The sequence below is a fragment of the Pseudomonas moraviensis subsp. stanleyae genome, from assembly GCF_036283065.1.
GTDB classification, from domain to species: domain Bacteria; phylum Pseudomonadota; class Gammaproteobacteria; order Pseudomonadales; family Pseudomonadaceae; genus Aquipseudomonas; species Aquipseudomonas stanleyae.
On the sequence record NZ_JAADJI010000007.1, the window covers coordinates 217282 to 241945 of the forward strand.

Here is a 24664-nt window from a genome sequence, read left to right on the forward strand (position 1 = left end):
GTCCACCATGTTTAGAATGGGATCCAATAAACCGACATGGAAGTTGACCGCCAGATGCCTGTAATCACGGACACTCGCCAGGCTTCGACAACATCCGGCACGCTTGAGCGCGTAGAGCTGTTTCCCATCCGCGAAGTAGCGCGCTTGACTGGCGTCAACCCGGTGACCCTGCGTGCCTGGGAGCGCCGTTATGGACTGATCCAGCCGACCCGCACCGAAAGCGGGCATCGTCTGTATTCAATGAACGATATCGAGCGCGTTCGCAGTATTGTCGACTGGATCGATCGCGGCGTGGCGGTGAGCAAGGTCGGCAAGATTCTGGCGAAAACAGAGCCTTTGAAGGTGCTGGCGAACTTTATCCCCGATGACCACGTGCAGGCCGACTACAAGCAATGGCAGGAGCAGGTTCAGCAGGCGGTCAGTGAGTTTGACGACCAGCAACTGGATCGGGTCTACGGGCAGATTTTCTCGTCTTACACGCTGCCGGTGGTGTTCGAAGCCATCATCATGCCGCTGTGGCGGCAACTGCTACAGCGCCAGGACGCCTTCGGGCAAACCAGCGAATGGTTGTTTCTGGACGGCTTTCTCAGAGCACGCGTGCTGCAGCGCATTGTCATGTTGCGCGGCGCGCAACCGCGTCGGGTGATTGTCAGCGCGCTTGCGGGGCAATGCAGAGAGCTTGAGTTGCTCGTAGCGGCGCTGTTTCTCAGCGGCAACGATTCCGGCGTTCGGGTGCTGACCACCGGCCAGCCTTTCGATGAATTGACGCTGGTCTGCGAAAAGGTAAAACCTGAAGCACTTGTGCTGTTTTCAAATCACGCCCCCGGGCCAGAACTGCCCCGGCGTCTGAACCGGTTGGCCCTGAGTCTGGATTGCCAGCTGATGCTGGCCGGCGATGCCTCCGAACTGGCTGAAGATGGTCTGGCCGGTTCGTCAGTGGCTTGTCTGGGCAATGAGGGCGCGACAATGCGTCACCGCATGAAGCAATTCATGGCAGGCAAACTGGATACCTGAAACTCAGGCGTGCAGGGCGGGGTGAGTCAAACGATGTTGTTGCAGGATGAACTGACGCAGGCGCTCGGTTTCATCGGCATCGGTCTGGCTCAGTTCGTAAGCGAAGAAACCTTGCTCGGTCTCCCGCTCGAAATGGCCGCGCAACGAGATGCGCTCATAACCGGAGGGGCTGAACCACAGGGCGAAATGTTTCGGTGGTTTGGTCTTGTTGCGCACTTCCAGCAAAACGCCTTTGTGCGATACCTCATGAACCCACAGCGTGCCGGGCTGGCCCTTGGCATTTTCCAGTGCCACCGGCTCCTCAAGCACGAGGCGCCATGGGCGCACCATCGGGCCATCTTCGTAAATGCTTGGCACACCGAGACGCAGGTGCAACGCGTGGAACTCGTCTTCGACCAGATGCAGCGGAAAAGTCATCTGCTGATTTTCGAAGTTGGCCTGGATCGTCACCTGCTCGTGCGCCGCAAGGCGAGTGAGCAGATCACGGATCTGTGAACCACCATTAACCAGCAGACTCGACGTCGCATCCCGCGCATTCAGTTGCGGGTTGTGCTGCATGGTCTGGATAAAATCCAGCTCGTCCTGGGTGAGGAGGGCGTCGCGCTGCATGGTTAACTCGAAGTGAATAATTACAAAGTCATTGGTGATTGTAGTTAATGACCATCAGTTCGCGGTTTTGTTTGCGCCGTTCGTCGCTTTCAATGCGGCGAGCTCGCTTTGCAGTGCCGCCAGTTGTGCTTCCAGCTGGGCAACCCGTTGCTGGGCCTTGACCTGAACCGTCACATCCTTTTGCACACCGATGAAGTAAGTCTGCCCGTCATCGGCATTCTTCACCGTCGACAACGACAGCTCGTTCCAGAACGGTGTGCCATCCTTGCGATAGTTGCGCAGGATCTCCCGGCACGAACCGCCTTCGCGCAACGTCTCGCGAATCAGCTGCAGGCTTTGTTGGTCACGGTCTCCAGACTGCAGGAAGCGACAGTCCTGATAGAGAATCTCCTCACTGCTGTAGCCGGTCAACCGTTCAAAAGCGGGGTTGACGTAAATCAGGATATTGTCCTGCTCACCTTCCTTTTCTGCGACCACGATGCCGTCGTTCGAGGCGTTGATCACCATTTGCAGCAGACTGGCGTTGATCATCCGAGAATCCCTTCCGTTGTGTCAGTGGCTGGCATTCTAGAAGAAAGCCGCGGACTGTCTATAGGCCAGCACCTCGCATTGAGAGCTGATCGCAACGGCGGCGCATGGGCTGTTACTATCGCGGCTCTTTTTTCTCAGTTTCAGGATCAGATTGATGAAAGTCGCCATCCTCTCCGGTTCGGTCTACGGCACCGCCGAAGAAGTCGCCCGCCACGCCCAGAACCTGCTGAAAGCCGCTGGCTTTGAAACCTTCTACAACTCGCGCGCCACGCTGGCTGATATTCAGGCGTTCGGCCCCGAGGCCCTGCTGGCTGTGACTTCAACCACTGGCATGGGCGAGCTGCCGGACAACCTGCAACCCTTGTATTCGACCCTTCGTGATCAATTGCCTGCAGCATGGCGCGGTCTACCCGGCGCGGTGATTGCCCTCGGTGATGCCAGCTATGGCGACACCTTTTGCGGCGGTGGCGAGCAGATGCGGGAGTTGTTTGGCGAACTGGGCGTAACCGAGGTTCAGGAAATGCTGCGCATCGACGCCAGCGAAAGCGTCACGCCGGAAACCGATGCCGAGCCGTGGCTGGCGCAGTTGATTGAAGCGCTCAAGGGCTGATCGCCAAACATTCCGCTGCACCTTGCGGGCGTCGTTGCGTTGGAAGTCATCCAGGCTGTTTGCCCGACTGACTCGTTCAGTCATCAAGCTGGCTGCCAATGCAACTACGCGATGCCCTGCGCCTGACTAGACTGCTGACACGAGCAGAACAAGAAGAACGCAGAGGTGCATACAGTGAGCGTAGCCCCCGTCCAATCGTCGCCGAATGTCAAAGACCAGGTCAGCGTTGCCGAGTGGCAGGCCCGTGTCGATCTTGCCGCCTGTTATCGCCTGGTTGCACTGCACGGCTGGGACGATCTGATCTTCACGCATATCTCGGCCAAGGTGCCCGGCACCGAAGATTTCCTGATCAATCCGTTTGGCCTGATGTTCCATGAGATCACCGCCTCGAGCCTGGTGAAAGTCGATCAGGCCGGCAACAAACTCATGGACAGCCCGTACGAGATCAACCCTGCCGGTTACACCATCCACAGCGCTGTTCACGAAGTGCGCCACGATGTGGTTTGTGTGCTGCATACGCACACCGCGTCAGGCGTTGCGGTGTCGGCGCAAAAGCAGGGCGTTCTGCCGATCAGTCAGCAGTCGTTGTTCGTCTTGTCGAGCCTGGCTTATCACGCTTATGAAGGCGTGGCGCTGAATCATGAAGAGAAGGCGCGCCTGCAGGCCGATCTCGGCGACAACAATTTCCTCATGCTGCACAACCACGGTCTGCTGACCTGCGGCGGCACTATCGCCGACACTTTTCTGATGATGTTCACCTTCCAGCGTGCCTGCGACATTCAGGTCATGGCGCAAACGGGCGGGGCGGAACTGATCGCCATCGAACCGCAGATTCTCGCGGGCGCCAAGGCGATGATTGCCGGCGTCACCAAGAGCGCACAGGGCATGGGCGGCGTGCTGGCATGGCCGGCGCTGCTACGCAAACTCGATCTACAGGATCCGGGGTATAAATTCTAATGCCACTTGGCGAGATTCCTCTGAGTGTCTGGCGCAAGCGCAGCCGGACCTTCGTTTTTCGTGGCCAGTCGATCCGCTACTGGACAGTCGGGCAGGGTGAGCCGCTGCTGTTGATTCACGGTTTCCCCACCGCCAGTTGGGATTGGCATTACCTGTGGCAGCCACTGGCACAGCGTTATCAGGTGATCGCCTGCGACATGCTCGGCTTCGGCGATTCAGCGAAACCGCGCAATCACACCTACAGCCTGCTGGAACAAGCCGATCTGCAACAGGCGCTGCTCGCCCATCTTCAGATCGAACAAGCGGTGCATATTCTTGCTCACGATTATGGCGATAGCGTCGCCCAGGAATTGCTCGCCCGGCATTACGAGAAACGCATCGAAGTTGCCAGTTGCGTGTTTCTCAATGGTGGCCTGTTTCCGGAAACCCATCGGCCATTACTGATGCAGAAACTGCTGCTCAGCCCGATTGGCTGGCTGCTCGGCCGCGCATTCAGCCGTGAGGCGTTGGTCAAAGGTTTCCGCCAGATCTTCGGCCCGCAGACCCAGCCGAGCGAAAGCGAGCTGGATGATTACTGGAGTCTGGTCGACAGCAACCATGGCCCGCGCATCCTGCATAAATTGATCACTTACATTCCCGAGCGCCGGGTGCAACGTGAGCGCTGGGTGACGGCCATGCAGCAGGATGACATTCCCTTGCGGGTGATCGACGGCGCATTCGATCCGATCTCCGGTGTGCACATGGTCGAGCGCTATCGCGAACTCATCCCGGATGCTGACACCGTTTTGTTGCCGGGCGTCGGCCACTATCCGCAAACCGAGGCGCCAGTGCAGGTGCTCAAGCACTATCTGGCGTTTCGTGATCGTCTGGTATTGCCTCCGCGCAAAGTGGCGTACTCCTGACAGATCAAAAGATCGCAGCCTTCGGCAGCTCCTACATTGGATTTGTGTAGGAGCTGCCGCAGGCTGCGATCTTTTGATCTTTTGACGTCTTTATCATCGCGCAACCTTATCGCGCACCATTCAGCCCCAGCCGTGTTCGTTGTGACTCAAAGCCCTGTGCCTGACACTCAGGATCAATACTGGCCTGCTGGAGTTGCTGCGATGAATGAACCCGTGCGTTTCGAAGATAAAGTCGTGATTGTCACCGGCGCCGGTGGCGGCCTCGGTCGCGCGCATGCGCTGCTGTTCGCCAGACAGGGCGCCAAGGTGCTGGTCAACGACCTCGGCGGCTCGACGCAGGGCGAAGGCGCCAATGCCTCGGCCGCCGACCGCGTAGTGGCGGAAATCCGCGAGGCCGGCGGTATTGCCGAAGCCAACCACGATTCGGTCACCGACGGTGACAAACTGGTGCAGAACGCCCTTGATGCCTTCGGCCGCGTCGACGTGGTGGTCAACAACGCTGGCATCCTGCGCGACAAGTCGTTTCACAAGATGGACGACGCCGACTGGGATCTGGTCTATCGCGTGCATGTCGAAGGCGCCTATAGGGTGACCCGTGCTGCCTGGCCGCATCTGCGCGAGCAAAACTACGGCCGGGTAATCTTCACCGCCTCCACGTCGGGCATCTACGGCAACTTCGGCCAGTCCAACTATGGCATGGCCAAACTCGGGCTGTATGGTCTGACCCGCACACTGGCAATTGAAGGGCGCAAGAACAACATTCTGGTCAACGCCATCGCCCCCACCGGCGGCACACGCATGACCGAGGGCCTGATTCCGCCGCAGGTATTCGAGCAACTGAAGCCGGAACTGGTCAGCCCATTGGTCGTGTATCTGGCCAGCGAACAATGCCAGGAAACCTCCGGCCTGTTCGAAGTCGGCGGCGGCTGGGTGGGCAAGGTGCGCTGGGAACGCAGCCTCGGCGCCGGTTTCGATCCGCGCGAAGGCTTCTCGCCGGAAGACGTCGCGGCGCACTGGCAGCAGATTTGCGACTTCGAAGGAGCGGCGCATCCGAAGGACAATATTGAAGCGCTGAAGGAAATGATGGCGAATTTGCAGAAGTATTCGATTTGAAGGTAACGGAGCCACCAGCCCTCGCGGCTGGTGGCTCCAATTTCAGATGTATCTTTTTTCTGTCATGAACTTGGGCGGCGTCCAGTTAGGTCCTTTGACAGCCAGGCCTTTTGCTCCCTCCAGTAAGATCCCAGCAGCGAAGAGCCGAGAATACGAGGCTTCCAGGGTCCCATATTCTTTGATCAGGTCTCGATTGTGCCGTCTGATCATCATATCCAGATGTGGCGTTGCCTGAAGTAACGCGAACACAGTGACTATGTCATCCAGAGGTTCATTTTTAACAATCATCTCAACGGTGCTCATTACCACATCCCCTTCAGCAATTTCTGGTAATCACGTTCTTCCTGCTCCATTGCTGCAGCCAGTGCTTCGGACGTGTAGAGAAGTGTGGGATCGTCTTTCAACTGGAAATCTTCCAACGTTGCCGTATGTACGTTATTCCAGATCGGTGACCCGATCTCTGGCATCTCGGTATCACCAAAGCCTAAAGCTCTGAATCTTTCGAACTCCCTTATCTCGTGAGTGTAGAAACGTTTGTCAGTGTCGGTAGCTTCGAGTTCTCCACGAGCGATTCGCTCCAGGCGATCAAGCATTACGTCATTGGCAGCTGATTGTGGAAACTTTGAAATATGTAATTTCACGATGTCCGTTCCTTCCGGTGAAACAATGGCTGTTGTCCACTGCAGATCTGATATTTCATCTCCAATCTCGTCAGGGTTGAAACCACGCCCGCTGTGCTTCCCCTCTTCGGTCGCCCCCTCATGAGGACTACTGAACACCACATAAAGCGGCTCAATCCCCGAATCAGCCGGAAACACGATGATGAATCGATCCCAGCCTTCAACCAGGATCGGGTTCAGATCCAGCCGCCCTTCAACCGGAACAATGGAAGCGCCGGAATAGGCGGGAGAACCGGTATCCACTATTGGCAAGGCGGTCGATTGGTCTCCCTGCGAGATTGCCGGTGTCCAGGTCAGGAAGTCGGTGGGCGAGTCCGATAGTGCGACCTTGTACACGTCGTTGAGCAAATCGTAAGCGGCATTCAAAACCAGCACACTTGAGCGAATATGGAAGTCATCACTCGTAGCGACGAACACTTGCGTGCCAGCCCCGAGTCGCCTGACGCCTAGCCCGACCTGCATCTCCAAACTACCCTCCCGGTCTGCGATTCTCCGTAGCGTCTCGGCCGGCTCGGACGACAATTCGGCCAGTGGAACGCTCATGGCGAAGCGTTCGCCGTTGCCCAAAGGTGACGGCATTAATAGCGCCGCGAACCCCATCAGTACTGGACTGCCGAACAGCGCCGTGCCCGTCGCTGTCAGGGTCGCTTTTGCAGTACGTAGCGCATTGAGTATTCCCGCCGAGATAGCCGGGCTGAGCGGAACGGCTGTCGAAGCGAAAGAAACGGCCGGGCCATTGCTGGCCATTGCTCCAGAAGCCGGAAAGACATGCTTCCTGTCCTCCTGTAACCGAGCCTGTTCTGCCGCATGGGCCAGCGCCGCTGCTTCAGCTTTGGCTTGTGCCTCGGCCTGGGCGATTTTCAACGCAGCCAGCCGCTCTTTCTCCCGAGCTTCTGCCTCTGCATTCAGGCGTGCGGTCTCAGCCGCCAGTCGAGCCTGTTCGGCCTCGCGACGCTGTTTCTCCGCCAACGCGGCCAGACGCGCCTGTTCGCGTGCGCGAATTTCTTCCTGCTCCCGGCGCACCGCTTCGGCAATGTCACGCTGGCGCTGTTGCTCCGCGGCAATGCGGGCACGTTCCGCAGCTTGGCGTTGCGCCTCTGCCGCTGCCGCCTGTGCCTGATCCTGGGCCTGTACGGTGGCCAGCCAATTGAGTACGCCAGCCTGTTGCTGGTTGAGCAGCGCCAATGTCTGGCCCAGCAGCCGCGCTTCGTGGGCGGCCCGAAAGGACTCGCTCCACAACGCTCTGCTGCGGACCGCTGCGCCATGCGCGCGCCGATTGGCCGATGCCTGATTCAGGTAATCCTTGAAGGTTTTTCCCAACGGATCGCTGCCATAAAATCGGTTGGCGATGGCAGTCTGCCGTTGAAACTCGGCGCTCTTGCGTTGAATCAGCGTGTTCCTGACGCCCACTTCGCGGGCCAGTGCTGCGGCAGGTGGCAGAGGATTCGTCGGCCCTTCCAGCCTGGTCGCCGCCAGTTCGACCTCAATGGTTTGGGGAATCGAGGCGGTTCTTGCGTTGAATTCCTGTTCCACGGCGACTTGCGTTTCATGCATCAATTCACGCGTCTGCGGATTGGCCCCGGCAGGACCGAACATGCCGCTGTAGGAGTAATTCATGTCGCGTTCTTTGAATGGTTCGAAGCCATCAGGGCCGAGCTCCCTGATATGTACTGGATCCAGTTCCAACGGTGGAGGCTTTTGCATATTCATGTCCTTTGAATGTGCGTAGTCACTCGCTCGAAAAAAGTGCGCACGGGTGGCGATGACATCCGTGTCACCAGCGAATGGTTGAGGTGTTTCAAGTTACCTCAGAGTGACGGTTATCAAATCCGAGAAGCCGGTCAGTAACAGGGCGTTGTGTCGAGAGGGTTTTCGCTGGTTTTGATCGATGCAGAGGAAATTCGTCCGAGCTTCGAAGAAATGTCTGACGCGCTGATCGGAATATTTGCCGAACCGCTCTCCAGCCTTTTTAAACGCCCATAAAAAAGGCCGCTGCAAACGCAGCGGCCAAGGTAAGACGTTGGATCAAGGAGCTACAAATCAACGTCAGTGAACAGCGGGGCGATAGACCGAAAAATCGATTTATCCGAAATCGGTAGCCAATCGCATGCGCATTCTGCGGAGCGGGCCTGGCGGTTTCCGGCAAGTTCTGGAAAGCGCGCTCAGATTAAGGGTTTGAGCCTGTAGGAAAAATACCAATTCCAGACATGCACTGTTACGGGGCGCGCAACAGTGGGGTGCCCATGCATGGCGCTGATGACGCACCATCCAGCCAGTCCATGAACCGCTCCAGGCCCCGCCGTACAAGGCCATTCATCCTTTCGAGCGACAACGCAAATACCTCCTTGGTGCGCTTATCGACCGCATCGCCCGGCAGTAGGGTGGGGTCTTCTGTCACTCACCGGGGAAGACGCATGACAAAAACAACAATGCGCGCCATCTTCACACCGCAGGCGTTGGCCGCTGCGGTGGCTTTGGGTTGCTGCACCCAGGCGCACGCGGTCGCCTTCAATATCGGCGAGATCGAAGGCACCTTCGACTCGTCACTCTCGATCGGCGCCAGCTGGGGCATGCGCGATGCCGATGATTCGCTGGTCGGCACGGTCAATGGTGGCAGCGGGCAATCCTCGACCGGTGATGACGGGCGCCTGAATTTCAAGAAGGGCGAAACCTTCTCGAAAATCTTCAAGGGCATTCACGACCTCGAATTGAAATACGGCGATACCGGTGTATTCGTACGCGGCAAGTACTGGTACGACTTCGAGCTCAAGGACGAAGACCGCGAGTTCAAGCCGATCAGCGACAGCGGCCGTAAGGAGGGCGCCAAGTCTTCCGGTGCGCAGATTCTCGATGCCTTCGTCTATCACAACTACGCCATCGCCGATCTGCCTGGCACCGTGCGGGCCGGCAAGCAGGTGGTGAGCTGGGGCGAAAGTACCTTCATTGGCAACTCGATCAACAGCATCAACCCGATCGACGTCTCGGCGTTCCGGCGTCCCGGTGCCGAGATCAAGGAAGGCCTGATTCCGGTGAACATGCTGTTCGGTTCGCAGAGCCTGACCGACAAACTCTCGGTCGAAGGCTTCTATCAACTGGAATGGGACCAGACCGTTCTCGACAACTGCGGCACGTTCTTCGGCGTCGACGTGGCAGCGGACGGTTGCAACAACGGCTACACCGTCGGCAGTCCGGCGGTGGCGCCACTGGTACCGCTGACCACCGCATTTGGCCAAGGCATTCAGGTCACCCGCGAAGGCGTGGTGATTCCCCGTGGCGGCGATCGTGATGCGCGTGATTCCGGGCAGTGGGGCACGGCGCTGCGCTGGCTCGGCGAAGACACCGAATACGGCCTCTACTTCATGAACTACCACAGTCGTACGCCGACGGTCGGCACCACCACCGCCGGATTGTCGACACTGGCGGCATTGCCCGCCATGGTTGGCATTGCCAACGGCCTCGCGCCTGGCAGCGGTGCGGGGCTGGCGCAAAGCGTGATGCTCGGGCGTGGACAGTATTACCTCGAATATCCGGAAGACATTCGCCTCTACGGCGCGAGTTTCTCCACCACTCTGCCCACGGGCACCGCGTGGACCGGCGAGATCAGTTACCGGCCGAACGCGCCGGTGCAGGTCAACACCAACGATCTGACCCTGGCGCTGGTCAACCCGATTGCCGGCGGCACCGCTTCGCCACTCGCCACTTCTCCCGGTGCGGACAACAAAGGCTACCGGCGCAAGGAAGTCACGCAGATCCAGAGCACCCTCACGCACTTCTTCGATCAGGTGCTGGGCGCCGAACGCCTGACCGTAGTCGGCGAAGCGGGGGTGGTGCATGTCGGTGGGCTGGAGTCACGCAGTGAGCTGCGTTATGGCCGTGATTCGGTCTACGGCCAGTACGGTTTCGGCGGCGACACTGACGGCTTTGTCACCTCGACTTCGTGGGGCTATCGCGCCCGGGCGATTCTCGATTACGCCAACGTCATCGGCGGGGTCAACCTCAAGCCCAACCTGTCGTGGTCGCATGACGTCGCCGGTTACGGCCCCAACGGCCTGTTCAACGAAGGTGCGAAAGCTGTGAGCCTCGGCGTCGATGCCGACTACCGCAACACCTATACCGCGAGCTTGAGTTACACCGACTATTTCGGTGGCGATTACAACTTCCTCGAAGACCGTGACTTCGTGGCCCTGAGCTTCGGCGTGAACTTCTGATCTGCCCGAGAAGGATGACTGCAATGCGCAAAACGATTCTGCAATGTGGCGTGCTGGCCTTGAGTCTGCTGGCGGCCAACGTGATGGCGGCGGTGTCGCCGGATGAAGCCAACAAACTCGGCACCAGCCTGACCCCGCTCGGCGCCGAGAAGGCCGGCAATGCGGACGGTTCGATCCCTGCGTGGACCGGTGGCATCCCGAAAAACGCCGGCGCGGTGGACAGCAAGGGCTTCCTCGCTGACCCCTTCGCCAACGAAAAACCACTGTTCACCATCACAGCGGCGAACGTCGAGCAGTACAAGAGCAAGCTTTCCGATGGCCAGGTAGCGATGTTCAAACGCTACCCGGAAACCTACAGGATCCCGGTTTACCCGAGCCACCGCACCGTCGCCGCTCCGGCGGAAATCTACGAGTCGGCCAAGCGCAGCGCGCTCAACGTCAACGCCATCAACGATGGCAACGGCCTGGCCAATTTCACCGGCAACCGCTACTACGCCTTCCCGATTCCGAAGAACGGTGTCGAGGTGCTGTGGAACCACATCACCCGTTATCACGGTGGCAACCTGCGGCGGATCATCACCCAGGTCACGCCGCAGACCAACGGCAGCTACACGCCGATCCGCTTCGAAGAAGAGATCGCCGTGCCGCAACTGATGAAGGACATCGACCCGGATAAAGCCGCCAACGTGCTGACCTTCTTCAAGCAATCGGTCACCGCCCCGGCGCGACTGGCCGGTAACGTGCTGCTGGTGCACGAAACCCTCGATCAAGTGAAGGAACCGCGTCTGGCGTGGATCTACAACGCCGGCCAACGCCGCGTACGTCGCGCGCCGCAAGTGGCCTATGACGGCCCGGGGACAGCGGCCGATGGCCTGAGGACTTCCGACAACTTCGACATGTTCTCCGGCGCGCCGGATCGCTACGACTGGAAACTGGTCGGCAAGAAGGAAATGTACATCCCCTACAACAGCTACAAACTCGACTCGCCGAAGCTCAAGTACGACGACATCGTCAAGGCCGGGCATATCAATCAGGACCTGACCCGCTACGAACTGCACCGCGTCTGGGAAGTGATCGGCACGGTCAAACCGAACGAGCGGCACATCTACGCCAAGCGCCACATGTACATCGACGAGGATAGCTGGCAAGTGGCACTGGCCGATCACTACGACGGCCGCGGGCAACTGTGGCGCGTCGCCGAAGGTCACGCCCAGTACTACTACGATCACCAGGCCCAGGCCTACACACTGGAAGCGCTCTACGACATTATCGCCGGCCGCTACATTGCGTTGGGCATGAAAAACGAAGAGAAGCACAGCTTCGAATTCGGCTTCGAAGCCAAGGCTGCCGATTACACCCCGTCAGCCTTGCGCGCCGAGGGCGTGCGCTAACGGTTGTGCCAGACCGCTGGACAAAAGGCGACCGCACGGTCGCCTTTTTTATGGCCATCGATCAGCGTGCTGAATACTCGTCAACAAGCGCGCAGGAGAGGGCTAGGGTGAGCGCACAACGATAAGAAGGCTCACCCGATGACCGCCATGACCCCGTGCCTGGATCGACCCGGATTTCTGCCCAGGCTTTCTTCGCATCATCAGCCTCGCGCTCGCTTGAGCGAACCTTTGCTGGCAGCGAACGCACGGGTCAGGCTGCTGTGCGCGCCGGCTGGCAGCGGCAAAACCGCTCTGCTCACCGAATGTCTTCTGCAGGTGCGTGCAGACTGCGAAGCAGTTTGGCTGCCGCTGGCCGGAGCCGCGCTCAGCCCCGAGGAATTTTGCCTGCGTCTTACTCGCGCGCTCGGTCTGGTCGAAGGCCTGGACGTTACGCAACTGATGGCGGAGCTGGCCCGTTGGTCCAGACCGACCTCGCTGTTTATCGACGATTACAGCCGTCTTCCGGATCCGGCTCTGGATGCTCTGCTGGATCGCTTGCTGGCGGTCAGCAGCCCGGTGCTCACCTGGTGGATCAGCACGCGCCGCCGGCCGCAGTGCAACTGGCCACGGCTGTTGCTCGATGACGAACTCTACGACTCCGAGCACGCCAGCCTGGCGCTGACGCACGATGAGGTGGTATCGGTGTTGCGCTATTTGCCGCCAGACCAGGCGGACCGTGTCGCTACTCGAATCATCCAGCGTACCGGCGGTTGGTGTGCGGGTGCGCGCATGGCGCTCCTGCAAAAGTGCGACTGGTCGCAAAACCTGCTGCCGCAGCAGCGTGTCGACACCTTGCTCGATTATCTGCAGCACGAACTCTTCAGCAACCTGACGCCGGAGCAGGATGAGGCCTGGCGTGTGCTGGCTCACCTGCCGCGGTTCAACGCGCAGTTATGCGAGCATTTGTTCGGTCCCGGTGAAGGCGCGCAGCTGCTGCATGATCTGCAAGTGCTCGGCTGCTTTATCGAGCCGTGGCAGCAATCCGCTGGCTGGCTCCAGGTCTTCCCCCCGCTGTCGCGGATCATGCAGGAGTCGCATTGGCCGTGTGCGCGTTCCTGGCACCGGCGCGCCTGTCAGTGGTTCACCGCGACGCAGGATTGGCGCGCAGCGTTCGAACAAGCGTTGTTGGCCGAGGAATACGAAACCGCCGTCAGCCTGTTGCAGCATTTGAGCTTCGAGGACTTGTTCGAAGACCAGACCGTCGTCCTGCTGTTGCGCTTGCATGAGCAACCAAGCCAGGAGCTGACCCTGATGACACCGCAGCTGATCGGGCTGGTCGCCGCGGCGTTGCTGTTCGCCGGTCGCTTCGAACAGGCCGGGCAATGCCTGGGGCATCTCGCCCGCTTCATGCCGCAGCCGACAGCGCAGTCGGAGCAGCAATTGTTGGCACGCTGGCAAGCGCAACAAGGCTGGCTCTGCCACCTGCAAGGGCAGATGGAGCCAGCGCGTGCCTGTTTTCAGGAGGCGTTGTCAGCACTGGCTGACGATGCCTGGCAGGCGCGTCTCATGTGCCTGTCGGGACTGACCCAGCAGGCGTTACTGTGTGGTGAACTCGATCAGGCCCATGCCCTCAATCGCGAGGCGTTGTGCCTGGCGCGTGCTCACGACTCCCTGTTGTTCGAAGGGTTGCTCGAGCTTGACCATGCGCAATGGCTCGAGCAACGAGGGGCGCCCCTGCGTGCCGAGCATCTGCTGGTGGACATCGAGCACTTGCTGCGCCAGCGCGCCATGGTGCCCGTGCCGCTGCTGGGCCGGATTGCCCTGCGCCGCGGACGGCTGGCGCTGTGCATGGGGCTTGAAGAGCAGGCTGCGCAGCTGTTCAGCCGAGGTCTTGAGGATTGCTTGCGCAGCCACGACAAGCGGGTCCTCTATGGTTATTTGGGACAGGCGCAACTGGCCGGCAATCGCGGCGATTACGCGTGCGCTTTCGAACGCCTGCGCGAGGCCGAAAGGGTCATGCAGCAGCGGCAGATACCCGATACGGTCTATCGCGGGGTCGTGCTGCAGGTCAGCAGCCAGTTCTGGTTGCAGCAGGGCCGGCCGCAACTGGTCCAAGAGGCGTTGGGCCGGCTGTTGCGGCATTACCGTGGCCCCTCTGCGCTGCAAGCGCCACCCGCGACGTTCGAGCTGATTATCCGCATCGAATACCTGCTGGCCTGCGCGCAGGCGCAATTGAATCCGGGCGAAAACTGCTTGGCAACGATTGAGCGACTGTTGAGTCAGACCGAGGCCAGAGGCATGTTGACGGCGCAAACCGAGTTACTCCTGGCCTTCGCCCAGTTGGCCGAATCGAACGGTGACACGGTGGCGGCGCAGCAAGCTTTCCAGCGAGCCGGAATGCTTGTGGAACGCTGCCGGTTGCAGCAAGCCATGCGGGAATGGGAATTACGCCGAGACAACGTCGGCGCGGAGTCTGGCAAGCAGGTGCCCGCCTGGCTGGGCAATAACGGTGATCATGCGCCGGGCCTGAGTCGACGCGAGTGCGAAGTGCTGACGTTGATTGCTCAAGGGGCTTCGAATCAGCAAGTTGCCGAAAAACTTTTTATTTCACTGCATACAGTAAAAACCCATGCGCGACGCATTAACGGGAAGTTGGGTGTGGAGCGCAGAACTCAAGCGGTGGCAAAAGCAAAGTTGCTGGGAATACTGGTTTAGTTGGGAAGTTTCGAACCGCAAAAGGTTGTGTTTGTTGGTTGGCATGTTTTGTAAATTGTTCGCTCTTCAAGTTAGTCGGAAAAGAAACTACCTTGCAACTATCTACAGTGGCTGTGTTCGCAGCTCTGGATAGTCAAGTAAGGAAGCATTGTGGTCAAGTTACATAAAAGTCTTATGCGTGGTTCTTTCGGCGAGCAAGTTGCCTGGCCTGAAGAGTGGGAAAAGGCAGCACAAGCAAAAGCCGAACTTTTCAAGATTGTCGATGCTATGCCGAGCGTGCTGGATGTTCTTCGCGGCATGCTGGAAAGTGAATTGAAGCGATTGGGCAAGACCGTTGATATCGACAAGGTCTATATCAATACTGATCCTGCATTCCCTGCTGACGAAAATCGGCCTTCAGGTACTCTTTGGGATGTCACTGTTTATTGCCTGAATAATAACGTCAGTCCGGCCTACATAATGGGTGGTGATGGTGTTTTCTCTCTGCCAGATACATTCAGTGAACAATTCAAGGTCAATGCCTCAATCCCATTATTGTCGAAGATCTGATCGCTGCCGTCGCTGCCGGACTGGAAAAAACCTTGCGAACCGAGATCGCAAAGTTCTGGGCGGCGCCCGCCAGAACAATGGGGGCGAACTCTGCACCGTTGTCCAACAAGCAGGCATTCATCAACGCGTACGGCTTGGTCACGAGTGCAGAACTGTCCCTGTCGGTCATGGCCAACAATTTTGATGCCCAGTTGGGTGAACGATTCGCTCATCTGCTACACGCAGATTCCGGTCGCGCAGCGTTTGAAGTGAAGTTGCAACCGGCACAGGATTATCTTCTGTCGCGCCAGCCCTGTTTCGTTCTGGACAATGCCGAGCGTCCGGAAACAGAAATGCGGTTGGTCAATGAATCGACTTCCTATCTCATGCACACGCCGGAGAATGGCTTCGAGTTCTTTGACAAAAATACCGAGCTGCACAGCAAACTGCAGCAGCGGTTGTCTTTGGCCAGCGATCAGATCAGTTACCTGAAAGCCACGCAAAGTCCTCAGGCGTTTTGCGTAGAGACTCACCTCAAGGGCCAGATGGAAAGCGTGTCATCCTTGCTCGCTGGCCGGGAACAACTGGAAACTCCGCTCACCTGCGCGCTGCAGGAAAACCAGGGTCTGCATGTGCTGCGCTACGGTATCGAGACCCGCTTCTATCTGCTCTGGGCTGCATTGAAACGCACCGATTGGCCGCTATGGCTGCATGCCGCTGGTAGCGATATGCAACAGCGATACAGCGAGCTTGAAGAATCCCGGGATGAATACCAGGCTGCCTATTCAAGCGCCTTCGATGCATGTTTTTCATTCAAGGATCATGTAGTGCGCACGTTCGCCGAATGGGCGGACAGGGTGCTCGGTGAACAACTGGATCCGGAAACGATAAGTGTCCATAGCTCGTACAGTCTGCAAATTGCCGGACGTACTATTGATCAGGAAGATACCCGGACGCTGACGGAATTTATCGTTTTCGGTCTGCATGACAGTGGCCATAAAGCCACTCTGAATATAATCGGCGCTCCCCAGGGAAGTCGGCTGACACCTGTAGCACTCGAGCAGTGGCTGGAAAATCGTAACCTGCGACTGGGGTTTACCGGCAGTCTGGCATTCTCACCTTCGATTGATTATCAGGAGGCATATCGCAACTATCTCTTCAGCCAGATGGAGTTTGCTGCTTTTGTTGCTCGCCACTCCGGAAAGCTGGACTCCACCGATGCGAACATCATCGCTCGCGCCATGGCCAATGACCCCGCGGTGACTATTCAGGGATTGCGAATCAGATCCCAGGTACCAGCGTTGAAAGACGTCCTGATCATTTCGGCCAGAGAATATGTACCGTCGCTGATGTTGATCAAAACGCCTGCCGGTGAATTCGAACTGCAAAAATTTGCTGATATCTACGCGGCCACCCGCTGGCTGGAGTCGGCATTGTCCGCAGATCGTGAATACGCTGCATTGCTCATCCATCCGGATTACCTGCACGACGCGGGGGAGTTGCTCGGCAGCGCTCGCACACAACTGAGCTATCGCTATACGCTCGATAGCCGACCGGTTGATCTTGGGCTGAACCCCAAAGCACCGTTGGCTGATTATGCAAGTGTCGCTTACCGAGCCGAATTTGCCCTGCACAAGGCCATTGCGCCGGTAGGCTATCGAGCACTTGGCTTCGAGGGCCGCAAGCGCTATTCGCGTCTGACAACCGAACTCAAGGCACTGTCCACGGTTGATGCACGAGACAATGGTTTCCCGACATTCGAGCAGTTCACTTATGACTCGGTGAAAGCGCAGATAGAAGATATTTTGCGAACCCGTGGCAGCACCGTTTCGGTCAATCCGGACCACATCATCGTTCAGACCGAAGACTTCCGTAAGAGCGTTACCGACGTCTTGCTCGAGGGACTCGCCTTTGAAGCGGTGCACCCGGCCTACGAAACGAAGTTCAGCCCGAAATACTATTTGGTAAATGGCCATCCCATCATCGAAAAGCTGGACATCCGCGACCTGTCCTCGCTGTCAAAGACATTCCGTCCCGGTGACCGATATGCCGCGATGCTGAAAGAGCAGTATCAGAACAAGGCTCACTCTGATTACCCATTCAAACGCGAGGTACATGCGCGGAAAATTCGCTGTGAGATGTACTGCAATGCTTTTGCCGACTTTATCAATGGCAGACTATCGACAGAGGCTTTCTCTGCTATCCAACGCGTAATCGACAATCTGAAAGGAGGTGGCGGTTATCAGGCCAACGTGGATAGTGTTTCCGAAGGTGGCGTCGGGCTATATAAATTCAATGTCGGCACGCTGGGTCTGACGACTGCCTGGGATCGAACGGTTGGCGGCGTTTATGTTTTCCGACTGAAGGTGTATACGGAATTCTACGACTTGCTTTATACGCCGGACGCGCCGGATCTGATCAGTTTCCGGCCAATCGCTGAGTTCATTCCTTCGATTCGTTTCCGATACGGCCCGTTCAGGAAGTACTACAGCGAGCGGATACTGCTGGTCGACCAGAAAGTGGTCAATGACTATTTCGATAATCTGGTCGCAACGGTTGATACCAAACCGGTCATTCGTACGCAGCAGCGTTCGTTACTGCCTGATCTGTTCACTTTCCATGACGAGCGCGTGCGCCGGGTATTGAGTGACATCGACGAACGTACCACCAGTCTCAACGAAATAATCGCCGGTGTGGTTTATGAAAACCTGTTGAAGGCCGCGAACATTGTGAGCCTGCTGGTGCCCCCCGTAGGCACTGTCGTGGTGGCTGTACAGGTGATGAAAAGCATCTACGACGCGTCGCAGTCGCACCGACGCGGTGATTATTCCGCCGCGCTGGGGCATGTGCAGGATGTATTGAGCGGGCTGCTGACGTTGGGACAGGCTGCGGCGGCGGGCGCACCGGCTAAAGAACTTACCCGTGCGCAACGCTCGTTTCTCAGTTTGTTCGAAGACGCCCGCACGGTGGCAGAACTCGTTACGTATTACACCGGCCATAAAGACCCCCAGGATGAGCTGATCGGTTTCTTCAAGTCACTGATGGAAGATTCCGGCTCTGCATTGAGCAAGACCACGGTGCGTTGAGCCGTTTCGAGCGCTCATAGTCCAGCTTGTCCTTCATAACCCATTCGCCAACTCACGGCCCGCGTCGCAGCCAACAACCGCTGCGCCGCCGGGCCGTTTTCGTCGGCGTGGAACAGCGAGGTCGGGCCAACAATGGTCAGCACTGCAGCGATCTGCCCGACCGCGTTGAACACCGGCGCAGAGAGCGCATCCACCCCCGGCATCAACAAACCATGCACATGATGCAGACCGCGTTCGCGAATCTGTTCGCACAGCACTGCATAGGCTTTTTCGTCCTTGAGCGGATGCTCCGCAACGGCGATTTCCTGTTCGCGTAATTCATCGGTTTCCCGATGCGGCAGGTAAGCGCTGAACACCAGCCCGGTGGATGAACTGAGCAGCGGCAGCACCGAACCCAATTGCGTCACCACCGTCACCGCGCGCACCGCCGGTTCGATGTGCACCACGGTTGCGCCCTGATTGCCCCATACCGCGAGAAAGCAGGTTTCGTTGAGTTCGTCGCGCAACTCGGACAACGGCAGGGCGGCGACTTTCAATACGTCCATGCTGTTGAGTGCGGCCAGGCCCACGCGTAGCGCTTCGCGACCGAGGCCGTAGTGGTTGGTGGCGGCGTTCTGTTCGGCAAATCCGGAGGCGATCAACGCCTGCAAATAGCGATGCACCTTGCTCGCCGGCATCTGCACATGCTCGGCCAGACGCGACAGCGAAGTCGACGGTGACAGCTCGGCCAGGGCCTTGAGGATGTCGGTGCCGACTTCCGCGGAGCGGACTTTCTGTTTGCCGTTGCTGTCGCTGGTTTTTTCCATGGGGCTGGCGGTTCCGGTTCGAATGGGCGTCTTTATAGCTTGACGCTGGATAGCGAGCAAATTACGTTATGCGTAATCAAATTACGATAATAACAACCCCGGCGTGCCGAGACCTCTGAGCCAGAGCGATCGGCCATTGCCGACTCCCTGTTCAGGAGGCTCCATGAACCTCGATTCAACCGCGCAGGCCTTGGCTTATCAGTCCGGCTTCGGCAACGAATTCAGCACTGAAGCGTTGCCCGGCGCGCTGCCCGTTGGCCAGAATTCTCCGCAAAAAGCCCCGTACGGCCTGTATACCGAATTGTTCTCCGGCACCGCGTTCACCATGCCGCGCAGCGAAGCGCGACGTACCTGGATGTACCGGATTCAGCCATCGGCCAATCACCCGGCGTTCGTCAAACTGGAACGGCAACTGGCGGGCGGGCCGTTGGGTGAAGTAACCCCCAATCGCCTGCGTTGGAATCCGCTGGATCTGCCGACCGAGCCGACGGATTTCATTGACGGTCTGGTGAGCATGGCGGCCAACGCCAGCGCCGAGAAACCGTCCGGCATCAGCATTTATAACTACACCGCCAACCGTTCGATGGAGCGCGTATTCTTCAACGCCGATGGGGAAATGCTGCTGGTGCCGCAACTCGGTCGCCTGCGCATCGCCACCGAATTGGGTGTTCTGGACGTCGCGCCGCTGGAGATCGTGGTGCTGCCGCGAGGCCTGAAATTCCGCGTTGAATTGCTCGATCCGCAGGCGCGCGGTTACCTCGCCGAGAACCATGGTGCGCCGCTGCGCCTGCCGGATCTGGGACCGATCGGCAGCAACGGTCTGGCCAATCCGCGGGATTTCCTCACGCCGGTCGCTGCTTATGAAAACCTGCAGCAACCGACCACCCTGGTGCAGAAGTTTCTTGGCCAGTTGTGGGCCACCGAACTCAATCATTCACCGTTGAACGTGGTCGCCTGGCACGGCAACAACGTGCCGTACAAATACGACCTGCGCCGTTTCAACACCATCGGCACGGTGAGTTTCGATCACCCGGATCCTTCGATTTTCACCGTACTGACCTCGCCAACCAGCGTCCACGGTCTGGCCAACCTCGATTTCGTGATCTTCCCGCCGCGCTGGATGGTCGCTGAAAACACCTTCCGGCCGCCGTGGTTCCATCGCAACCTGATGAACGAATTCATGGGCCTGATCCAGGGCGAGTATGACGCCAAGGCTGAAGGTTTCGTGCCCGGCGGCGCTTCGCTGCACAGCTGCATGAGCGCCCACGGCCCGGATGGCGAGACCTGCACCAAAGCGATCAACGCCGTGCTTGCGCCGGCGAAAATCGACAACACCATGGCCTTCATGTTCGAGACCAGCCAGGTCTTGCGGCCGAGCCGCTTTGCCCTCGAATGCCCGCAATTGCAATCCACTTACGATGCTTGCTGGGCGACGCTTCCCGCCACGTTCGACCCGACCCGGAGATAACCCATGACACACAATTCCATCCCCCGCAGCTGGGTCGCTTCGGCCAACGGTCACAGCGATTTCCCTTTGCAGAATCTGCCGCTGGGCGTGTTCAGTGTTGACGACTCCACTCCACGCGCAGGCGTGGCGATCGGTGAACACATCTTCGATTTGCAGGTGGCGCTTGAGGCCGGTCTCTTTGACGGTGTCGCCCGCAGTGCCGTGGAAGCCATGCATGGGGGGCAATTGAACGCGTTCTTCGAACTCGGCCGGGAACCGCGGGTCGCCCTGCGCGAACGCCTGCTCGAACTGTTCAGTGAAGGCAGCACCCTGCGCGGCAACATCGAAGCGCAAGGGGCGACAATCCTGCCGTTGGCTGCCGATTGCCAGGTGCACCTGCCGGCGCGAATCAGTGATTACACCGACTTCTACGTCGGCATCGAGCACGCGCAGAACGTCGGCAAACTGTTCCGCCCGGATAACCCGCTGCTGCCGAACTACAAGCACGTGCCGATCGGTTACCACGGTCGCGCTTCCACGGTGCGAGCGTCCGGCACCGAAGTGCGCCGGCCGAAAGGCCAGACCCTGCCGGCCGGGCAGACTGAGCCGGTCTTCGGCCCGTGTGCGCGTCTGGATTACGAACTGGAACTGGGCATCTGGATCGGCCCGGGCAACGATATGGGCGAGCCGATTGCCATCGGTGACGCCGCCGAGCACATCGCTGGTTTCTGCCTGCTCAACGACTGGTCGGCACGGGATATCCAGGCCTGGGAATACCAGCCACTCGGGCCCTTCCTGTCGAAGAGTTTCATCACCAGTGTCTCGCCCTGGGTGGTGACGGCCGAAGCGCTCGAGCCGTTCCGCACGGCGCAACCTGCGCGTCCTGAGGGTGATCCGCAGCCGCTGCCGTATCTGCTCGACAAGCGTGATCAGGACGGCGGCGCCTTCGACATCGAACTGGAAGTGCTGCTGCGCACCGAAGCCATGCGCGAGCAGGATCTGCCGGCCCATCGCCTGACCCTGAGCAACACCCGATACATGTACTGGACCGTCGCGCAGATGGTTGCGCACCACAGCGTCAACGGTTGCCAATTGCAGGCCGGTGACCTGTTCGGTTCGGGCACCTTGTCCGGCCCGGAAAACGGTCAGTTCGGCAGCCTTCTGGAAATCACCGAGGGCGGCAAAAAGCCGATCGAACTGGCCTCCGGCGAAGTGCGCAAATTCCTTGAGGACGGTGACGAAATCATCCTGCGCGCGCGCTGCGTCCGCGACGGTTTCGCCCCGATCGGCTTCGGCGAATGTCGCGGCACCGTGCTTGCGGCGCGCTGACAGGAGCGGCTTATGGATCTCTACACTTATTACCGTTCCACTTCGTCGTATCGGGTGCGGATTGCGTTGGCGTTGAAGGGGCTCGATTATCAAGCGTTGCCGGTCAATCTGATCTCGCCACCGGGTGGCGAGCACCGGCAAGCGGCGTATCTGGCGCTCAATCCGCAGGGCCGGGTGCCGGCCTTGCGCACTGATGACGGCGAGCTGCTGATTCAGTCGCCGGCAATCATCGAATATCTGGAGGAGCGTTATCCACAGGTGCCGTTGCTGCCGGATGATCTTGTCGCACGTGCGCAGGTGCGTGGTGTTGCCGCAGTGATCGGCTGCGATGTGCATCCGCTGCACAACGTCAGCGTGCTCAATCGCCTGCGCCAGTCGGGGCAGGATGAGACGCAGGTGGTGGAGTGGATCAGTTACTGGATCAGCCAGGGTCTGGCGACGGTGGAGCAGTTGATCGGTGATAGTGGTTTTTGTTTTGGCGAATGGCCGTGCGTGGCGGATGTGTATCTGATTCCACAGTTGTACGCGGCAGAGCGGTTCAATGTCAGCCTCGAGGCATATCCGAAAATCCGCCGTGTTGCTGAGTTGGCGGCTGAACATCCGGCGTTTATCAAGGCGCATCCTGCCAATCAACCGGACACACCGTAGTCCCCTGTGGGAGCGAGCCTGCTCGCGAAGACGGAGTGTCAGTGGCCTTTCATTCAGCTGACACAGCGCCTTCGCGAGCAGGCTCGCTCCCACAAAAAGCGCTAATGGACGACGGAGTTGGGTGGCAGATGGCCGAGGCGTTCGGTCAGGCGCAGGCGCTGGATCGGGTCTTCACTGAGCAACAGCGCGTGCTCCAGATCGAAGCGCTCGGCGTTGGGGCAATCCAGCCGCTGGTACAGACTGGCCCGGGCCATGTAATCGGCCGCCTTGGCGCTACCCAGTTCGAGTACCCGTTCCGCGTCGATCAGCGCGGCGATGAAGTCGTCGTGGGTCAAGTGCAATTGGCGCAGGTTGCGCGACAGGCGCTGGAGCATCTGCACCGGCGTTGCCGTCAGCAGATGCTCGGCGCTGAGCTGCATGTTCGGGCCGTACTGGCGTTGCAATAATTCTCGGCAGTCATTCGGATACAGCCGCCGCCCGCCGCAAGGGTCGAGCAAATGATCAGCGCCCGGAACCCGCAGCAGAAAATGCCCCGGGAAATTCACCCCGACCAGAGGAATCTCCAGGCCGTGGGCCAACTCCAGCGCAATCAGCGCCAGTGCCAGCGGCTGCCCGCGTTGGGTGTGCAAGACACGATGCAGCAGCGCCGCCTGTGGACGCAGCGGCAGGAAATCATCCTGGGCAAAACCGAGATCGACCATGCGTCGCAACAGCGGTTGCGCCAGTTCGCTGACCGGCAGCATCGGCAGGCCATAGCTGACCCGTAATTGCAGATCCTTGAAAGTGTTCAGCCACGCCTCGGGTTCGAGGGTTTTGTCGTGCTCGGCACTTATCCACAGTGCGGCTTCCAGCAGGGCTGGCGGCGAACGGTGCAGGCAGTCGAAGAAGCGTTGGCGCGGACTCATCTAAATCTCCCTCCAATGCCTCGTTTTAGCCTCGTCCGGGGTGTTCGTCCAGTAGCTGACTCTCTGGATGCGAGTTATATGGCGAGTCAGTGTCCGCTCGGCGGCTCATGCCGGTGCGCGCCAGCAATTTTCAGGGGCAAGCCTATACTGGCGTTCTACAAGAAGTGATTCGGGAGCCTGTCGATGTTCGCTCTCATGCAAAGCACTCGCCTGGAATCGCTGCACCTGAGCGTTGACCCGGTCACCGGGTTGAAGGCGGTCATTGCCATTCATAACAGCCATCTGGGGCCTGCCCTGGGCGGGTGCCGTTACCTTGCTTATCCCAACGACGAATCCGCTGTCGAGGACGCCATTCGCCTGGCGCAAAACATGAGCTACAAAGCAGCACTCGCCGGCCTTGCGCAGGGTGGTGGGGTGGCGGTAATCGTGCGGCCGATCCATGTCGAGAATCGCGGCGCGTTGTTCGAAGCTTTCGGTCGTTGCATCGAGCAGCTCGACGGCCGCTACATCACCGCCATCGACAGCGGTACTTCAGTGGCGGACATGGACTGCATCGCCCAGCAGACCCGGCATGTCACCAGCACCACTTCGGCAGGCGACCCGGCGCCGCACGCAGCCATGGGTGTGTTCACCGGAATTCGCGCGACGGCAATGGCGCGTCTGGGTAGCGACAACCTCGAAGGTCTGCGCATTGCGATCCAGGGGCTTGGCAATGTCGGTTATGCGCTGGCCGAGCAACTTCACGCGGCAGGCGCCGAGTTGCTGGTCAGTGACATCGACCACGGCAAGGTGCAACTGGCGATGGAACAGCTCAATGCCCACCCGATCGCCAACGATGCATTGCTCAGCACGCCGTGCGACATTCTGGCGCCGTGCGGATTGGGCGGGGTGCTCAACAGTCATTCGGTCTCGCAATTGCGCTGTTCGGCGGTCGCCGGCTCGGCGAACAATCAACTTTCCCATCTGGACGTGGCGGATCAACTGGAACGACGCGGGATTCTGTATGCGCCTGACTATGTGATCAATGCCGGCGGGCTGATTTACGTTTCGCTGAAACATCGCGGCGAGGAATTGCCGACCATCACGGCGCACTTGTCGAAAATCAGTTCGCGGCTGACTGAAGTGTTCGCACACGCCCAAGCGGAAAAACGTTCGCCGGCGCGAGTGGCGGATGAGTTGGCGGAGAAGGTTTTGTATCGTTGAAAA

The 24664-nt window shown here is 59.0% G+C and carries 20 protein-coding genes; 14 read left to right on the forward strand and 6 right to left on the reverse strand.

The window, feature by feature from the left end; genetic code table 11:
- Window positions 1-54: 54 nt before the first annotated feature.
- A complete protein-coding gene (locus GXB78_RS14565; RefSeq protein ID WP_329515865.1) occupies window positions 55-1014 on the forward strand; it encodes a MerR family transcriptional regulator in 960 nt (319 codons plus the stop codon).
- A gap of 3 nt (window positions 1015-1017) precedes the next feature.
- Here GXB78_RS14565 and GXB78_RS14570 read toward each other — a convergent pair whose 3' ends face one another.
- Entirely contained in the window at window positions 1018-1623 is a 606-nt protein-coding gene (locus GXB78_RS14570; protein ID WP_329515866.1) for a hypothetical protein, read from the reverse strand.
- Window positions 1624-1677: 54 nt separating this feature from the next.
- The gene (locus GXB78_RS14575; protein ID WP_329515867.1) at window positions 1678-2154 is read right to left on the reverse strand and encodes a PAS domain-containing protein; all 477 of its coding nucleotides are present in this window, start codon (window positions 2152-2154) and stop codon (window positions 1678-1680) included.
- Window positions 2155-2308: 154 nt separating this feature from the next.
- Between GXB78_RS14575 and GXB78_RS14580 the strand changes: the two genes are divergently transcribed.
- The 4 genes from GXB78_RS14580 to GXB78_RS14595 all read left to right on the forward strand — a co-directional run bounded on the left by GXB78_RS14580 (window position 2309) and on the right by GXB78_RS14595 (window position 5736).
- Entirely contained in the window at window positions 2309-2764 is a 456-nt protein-coding gene (locus GXB78_RS14580; protein ID WP_329515868.1) for a flavodoxin, read from the forward strand.
- A 174-nt stretch (window positions 2765-2938) separates the two neighbouring features.
- On the forward strand, window positions 2939-3721 hold the full coding sequence (locus GXB78_RS14585) for a class II aldolase/adducin family protein (protein ID WP_329515869.1): 783 nt from the start codon (window positions 2939-2941) through the stop codon (window positions 3719-3721).
- Window positions 3721-4623 (forward strand): alpha/beta fold hydrolase, encoded by a 903-nt coding sequence (locus GXB78_RS14590; protein ID WP_329515870.1) that lies wholly within the window; start codon window positions 3721-3723, stop codon window positions 4621-4623. Before GXB78_RS14585 ends, GXB78_RS14590 begins: the two co-directional genes overlap by 1 nt.
- A 201-nt stretch (window positions 4624-4824) precedes the next feature.
- Window positions 4825-5736 (forward strand): SDR family oxidoreductase, encoded by a 912-nt coding sequence (locus GXB78_RS14595; protein WP_329515872.1) that lies wholly within the window; start codon window positions 4825-4827, stop codon window positions 5734-5736.
- A gap of 42 nt (window positions 5737-5778) precedes the next feature.
- On the opposite strand, the gene GXB78_RS14600 is transcribed toward GXB78_RS14595, so the two are convergent.
- Window positions 5779-6039 (reverse strand): hypothetical protein, encoded by a 261-nt coding sequence (locus GXB78_RS14600; protein WP_329515873.1) that lies wholly within the window; start codon window positions 6037-6039, stop codon window positions 5779-5781.
- Window positions 6039-8120: an S-type pyocin domain-containing protein gene (locus GXB78_RS14605; protein ID WP_329515874.1), complete on the reverse strand. Its 2082-nt coding sequence runs from the start codon at window positions 8118-8120 to the stop codon at window positions 6039-6041. The genes GXB78_RS14600 and GXB78_RS14605 overlap by 1 nt, the downstream gene beginning before the upstream one ends.
- Window positions 8121-8830: 710 nt before the next feature.
- Here GXB78_RS14605 and GXB78_RS14610 point away from each other — a divergent pair.
- From GXB78_RS14610 to GXB78_RS14630, 5 genes are all read left to right on the forward strand, one after another.
- Window positions 8831-10624, forward strand: coding sequence for a DUF1302 domain-containing protein (locus GXB78_RS14610; RefSeq protein WP_329515875.1), 1794 nt, complete (start codon window positions 8831-8833; stop codon window positions 10622-10624).
- Window positions 10625-10647: 23 nt separating this feature from the next.
- Window positions 10648-12015 (forward strand): DUF1329 domain-containing protein, encoded by a 1368-nt coding sequence (locus tag GXB78_RS14615; RefSeq protein WP_329515877.1) that lies wholly within the window; start codon window positions 10648-10650, stop codon window positions 12013-12015.
- A gap of 138 nt (window positions 12016-12153) precedes the next feature.
- Complete coding sequence (locus GXB78_RS14620; protein WP_329515878.1) at window positions 12154-14709, forward strand: LuxR C-terminal-related transcriptional regulator; 2556 nt, start codon at window positions 12154-12156, stop codon at window positions 14707-14709.
- A 150-nt stretch (window positions 14710-14859) separates the two neighbouring features.
- A complete protein-coding gene (locus GXB78_RS14625; protein WP_329515879.1) occupies window positions 14860-15258 on the forward strand; it encodes a hypothetical protein in 399 nt (132 codons plus the stop codon).
- A gap of 32 nt (window positions 15259-15290) precedes the next feature.
- Complete coding sequence (locus GXB78_RS14630; RefSeq protein ID WP_329515881.1) at window positions 15291-18323, forward strand: dermonecrotic toxin domain-containing protein; 3033 nt, start codon at window positions 15291-15293, stop codon at window positions 18321-18323.
- A 14-nt stretch (window positions 18324-18337) separates the two neighbouring features.
- Here GXB78_RS14630 and GXB78_RS14635 read toward each other — a convergent pair whose 3' ends face one another.
- Complete coding sequence (locus GXB78_RS14635; RefSeq protein WP_329515882.1) at window positions 18338-19129, reverse strand: IclR family transcriptional regulator; 792 nt, start codon at window positions 19127-19129, stop codon at window positions 18338-18340.
- 163 nt (window positions 19130-19292) lie between these two features.
- On the opposite strand from GXB78_RS14635, the gene hmgA reads away from it, so the two are divergent.
- From hmgA to maiA, 3 genes are read left to right on the forward strand one after another with little or no spacing between them, the layout of a single operon-like run.
- The gene (gene hmgA / locus GXB78_RS14640; protein ID WP_329515883.1) at window positions 19293-20597 is read left to right on the forward strand and encodes a homogentisate 1,2-dioxygenase; all 1305 of its coding nucleotides are present in this window, start codon (window positions 19293-19295) and stop codon (window positions 20595-20597) included.
- A 3-nt stretch (window positions 20598-20600) separates the two neighbouring features.
- Window positions 20601-21905 (forward strand): fumarylacetoacetase, encoded by a 1305-nt coding sequence (gene fahA, locus GXB78_RS14645; RefSeq protein ID WP_329515884.1) that lies wholly within the window; start codon window positions 20601-20603, stop codon window positions 21903-21905.
- Between the two features lie 12 nt (window positions 21906-21917).
- Entirely contained in the window at window positions 21918-22553 is a 636-nt protein-coding gene (gene maiA, locus GXB78_RS14650; RefSeq protein WP_329515885.1) for a maleylacetoacetate isomerase, read from the forward strand.
- A gap of 101 nt (window positions 22554-22654) precedes the next feature.
- Here the strand turns inward: maiA and GXB78_RS14655 are convergent, their stop codons facing one another.
- Window positions 22655-23458, reverse strand: coding sequence for a SirB1 family protein (locus GXB78_RS14655; RefSeq protein WP_329515886.1), 804 nt, complete (start codon window positions 23456-23458; stop codon window positions 22655-22657).
- A gap of 183 nt (window positions 23459-23641) precedes the next feature.
- Between GXB78_RS14655 and GXB78_RS14660 the strand changes: the two genes are divergently transcribed.
- Window positions 23642-24661, forward strand: coding sequence for a Glu/Leu/Phe/Val dehydrogenase family protein (locus GXB78_RS14660; RefSeq protein ID WP_252875628.1), 1020 nt, complete (start codon window positions 23642-23644; stop codon window positions 24659-24661).
- Window positions 24662-24664: the final 3 nt, after the last annotated feature.